Origin of the sequence: Ruegeria sp. SCP10, from assembly GCF_040329495.1 — a bacterium.
Lineage (GTDB): Bacteria > Pseudomonadota > Alphaproteobacteria > Rhodobacterales > Rhodobacteraceae > Ruegeria.
Genome location: NZ_JBDZYF010000031.1, coordinates 2,501 through 6,428, shown reverse-complemented (window position 1 = coordinate 6,428; position 3,928 = coordinate 2,501). Strand labels below are relative to the sequence as shown.

The window sequence follows — 3,928 nt, the reverse complement described above, 5'->3', positions numbered from 1 at the left end:
TTGGTTGCGGGAGTAGGATTTGAACCTACGACCTTCAGGTTATGAGCCTGACGAGCTACCGGGCTGCTCCATCCCGCGACACTTTGGTATGGTCTACCGCCTATTCGGCTACTTGAGACCATTGTTGGCCTATCGCTTACGCTGCTTGAGGCCGGGTATTATTTCATCGTTTAGAGAGATATGGGCTTTTACTAGGTTTGGCGGTGACCTACTCTCCCGGGGCTTAAGCCCAAGTACCATTGGCGCGGCAGTGCTTAACTTCCGGGTTCGGGATGGGACCGGGTGTTTCACTTGCGCTATGACCACCAAACCGAGGAAAAGCCCACGTCGCTCTTTTTGCTTTGCAAAAAGGCGACGCGCGGGAGGCAGCGTATTCGCTTGCGAATGCGCGTTCCCGCACGGTTGTATAGTCAATCAACAGTGCCATTTGCGTTGGCACGCGCTGTCCTTGGTCAAGGTGTGTATGTCTTTGATTTGTCTTCCTATTACTGGATCAAATCAAGCCTATCGGGCGATTAGTACCGGTCAACTGAACGCATTACTGCGCTTACATCTCCGGCCTATTGACGTGGTGGTCTTCCACGGCCCTCAGGGAGACCTTGTTTTGAGGGGGGCTTCCCGCTTAGATGCCTTCAGCGGTTATCCTGTCCGATCATAGCTACCCAGCACTGCCGTTGGCACGACAACTGGTCCACCAGTGGATCGTTCACCCCGGTCCTCTCGTACTAGGGGCAACTCCTCTCAAGTCTCCTACACCCACGGCAGATAGGGACCGAACTGTCTCACGACGTTCTAAACCCAGCTCACGTACCTCTTTAAACGGCGAACAGCCGTACCCTTGGGACCTGCTCCAGCCCCAGGATGAGATGAGCCGACATCGAGGTGCCAAACACTGCCGTCGATATGGACTCTTGGGCAGTATCAGCCTGTTATCCCCGGCGTACCTTTTATCCGTTGAGCGATGGCCCTTCCACTCGGGACCACCGGATCACTATGGCCGTCTTTCGACTCTGCTCGACTTGTCAGTCTTGCAGTCAGGCTGGCTTCTGCCATTGCACTCAACGAGCGATTTCCGACCGCTCTGAGCCAACCTTCGCGCGCCTCCGTTACGCTTTAGGAGGCGACCGCCCCAGTCAAACTACCCGCCACGCAGGGTCCCGGATCCGGATAACGGACCGCGGTTAGACATCAAGAGTGCGAAGGGTGGTATCTCAAGGGAGGCTCCACGGATACTTGCGTTTCCGCTTCAAAGCCTACCACCTATCCTGCACATCACAATCCTGATGCCAGTGCGAAGCTGTAGTAAAGGTGCACGGGGTCTTTCCGTCTAACCGCGGGAAGCCTGCATCTTGACAGGCAATTCAATTTCGCTGAGTCGATGTTGGAGACAGCGGGGAAGTCGTTACGCCATTCGTGCAGGTCGGAACTTACCCGACAAGGAATTTCGCTACCTTAGGACCGTTATAGTTACGGCCGCCGTTTACCTGGGCTTCAATTCAAGGCTCTCACCTCTCCTTTTAACCTTCAGGCACCGGGCAGGCGTCAGACCCTATACGTCGTCTTGCGACTTCGCAGAGCCCTGTGTTTTTAATAAACAGTCGCCACCCCCTGGTTTGTGCCCCCAGCCCCTAGTTGCCTAGGAACCGGGCCTCCTTCTCGCGAACTTACGGAGGTATTTTGCCGAGTTCCTTCAACATCGTTCTCTCAAGCGCCTTGGTATGCTCTACCAGTCCACCTGTGTCGGTTTAGGGTACGGTCTGATGGAGGGCTATTTCCAGGAACCACTCAGCAGCCCAATCAATCCGATAAGATTGAACTACACCTGTGATCCGTCACATCCTCCTGGCCTAGGAATATTAACCTAGTTCCCATCGCCTACGCCTTTCGGCCTCGGCTTAGGGGCCGGCTTACCCTGCTCAGATTAGCTTTAAGCAGGAACCCTTGGACTTTCGGCGAGAGTGTCTCTCACACTCTTTGTCGCTACTCATGTCATCATTCTCACTAGTGATCTCTCCACCGGATGGCTCACGCCCCGGCTTCATCGAAAGAACTCGATCCGTCATTACACCCACTGATATTTCACAGAAGGATGCAAATACGGATGAGTTCTATGTCACACTACGCTCTGCTACCGATGCTTACGCATCCCTAGACTTCGGCTCATGGCTTGAGCCCCGTTACATCTTCGCCGCAGGACAACTTATTTAGACCAGTGAGCTGTTACGCTATCTTTAAAGGATGGCTGCTTCTAAGCCAACCTCCTGGTTGTTTTGGTCGTCCCACCTGCTTTCCCACTTAGCCATGAATTGGGGGCCTTAGTCGTAGGTCAGGGTTGTTTCCCTCTCCACTACGGACGTTAGCATCCGCAGTGTGTCTGCCATCTAGTACTCCCGGGTATTCGGAGTTTGGTTAGGATCAGTAAGCCTGTGGGGCCCCATTACCCATCCAGTGCTCTACCCCCCGGGGTATTCGGATGACGCTCTACCTAAATAGATTTCGCAGAGAACCAGCTATCTCCGAGTTTGATTGGCCTTTCACCCCTAGGCACAGCTCATCCCGATCCTTTTCAACGGATGTGGGTTCGGTCCTCCAGTAAGTGTTACCTTACCTTCAACCTGGCCATGCCTAGATCACTCGGTTTCGGGTCTGATCCCACGAACTCATTCGCCCTATTAAGACTCGCTTTCGCTACGCCTACACCTAACGGCTTAAGCTTGCTCGTGAGACCAAGTCGATGACCCATTATACAAAAGGTACGCCGTCAGATCTCGAGGATCCTCCGACTGATTGTAGGCGTTCGGTTTCAGGTACTGTTTCACTCCCCTCGTCGGGGTGCTTTTCACCTTTCCCTCACGGTACTGGTTCGCTATCGGTCAGCAAGGAGTACTTAGCCTTCGAAGGTGGTCCTCCGATCTTCAGACAGAATTTCACGTGTTCCGCCCTACTTAATACGTCCATCAAAGCTTCCTATACGGGGCTGTCACCCGCTATGGCCACGCTTCCCAACGTGTTCTAGTCACTTATCTGGCTCGGCTGGTCCCCGTTCGCTCGCCGCTACTAGGGGAGTATCAATTGATTTCCTTTCCTCCGGGTACTTAGATGTTTCAGTTCCCCGGGTTTGCTCTTAAAACCCTATGTATTCAGGTCTTAAGTACCTGTTTAAACCCCATATTGATTACCAAAGATAACAATATGAAGCTTTCAGGTGGGTTGCCCCATTCAGAGATCCATGGATCAAAGCTTATTCTCAGCTCCCCATGGCTTATCGCAGAGTATCACGTCTTTCATCGCCTCTTGCTGCCAAGGCATTCACCAAACGCCCTTCTCGCGCTTGATTTGATCCAGAAAAAGAAAGACACACGATAGTTGTGCTACCGCCTATTCGGCTACTTGAGCACGGTGTCTGCTGCGAACTTCGTTCTTCGCAGACGGCGTATCAATCGAGACCGCCCAGCTGGTAACTAAAGGCAGTCATTCTTCTGAACCAAAAACATACATTTCCCGCCCCCGCCACTTGGACGAGGACAATTGAGCAACCCCATGTGGTCTTTCAGCCGTGCAGCTGATCAACGCAGGTCGCTCGGGTTAGTATATTTGACTTGGACAACTCTGTTCGTTTCAGTCGCGATACACACTCCAGGCCGGCTAGACCCAAACTGCGCCGCTTATCCAAAGATAAGAACGACCGAGATCAGTGCCACACTCGGCACGATCAAACAGTGTTGATTGATTTCTCTCTATACGATGTAAAAGACGAACAGCTTACGCTGTTCTGTCGTCCAATCGGACGGTTAAACACTGACATAGTGCTTAACGATCTGATCGAAGCTATATGGTGGAGCCACCGCCAATCGACTTGACGATTGGCGCATCAAAAATCCTAGACTTCACCATGACGAGCGAAGCGAGGAATGGTGGAGCCTAGGAG

The 3,928-nt window shown here is 52.7% G+C and carries 2 tRNA genes and 2 rRNA genes (1 of these 4 only partly in view); all 4 read right to left on the bottom strand.

Annotation, left to right across the window (positions count from 1 at the left end):
* Position 1: 1 nt before the first annotated feature.
* Positions 2 to 78, bottom strand: a tRNA-Met gene (locus ABLN87_RS21800).
* Positions 79 to 195: 117 nt separating this feature from the next.
* A 5S ribosomal RNA gene (gene rrf / locus ABLN87_RS21795) occupies positions 196 to 310 on the bottom strand.
* A 184-nt stretch (positions 311 to 494) separates the two neighbouring features.
* Positions 495 to 3,337 (bottom strand): 23S ribosomal RNA (locus tag ABLN87_RS21790).
* 575 nt (positions 3,338 to 3,912) lie between these two features.
* Positions 3,913 to 3,928, bottom strand: a tRNA-Ala gene (locus tag ABLN87_RS21785); it runs 60 nt beyond the window's last position.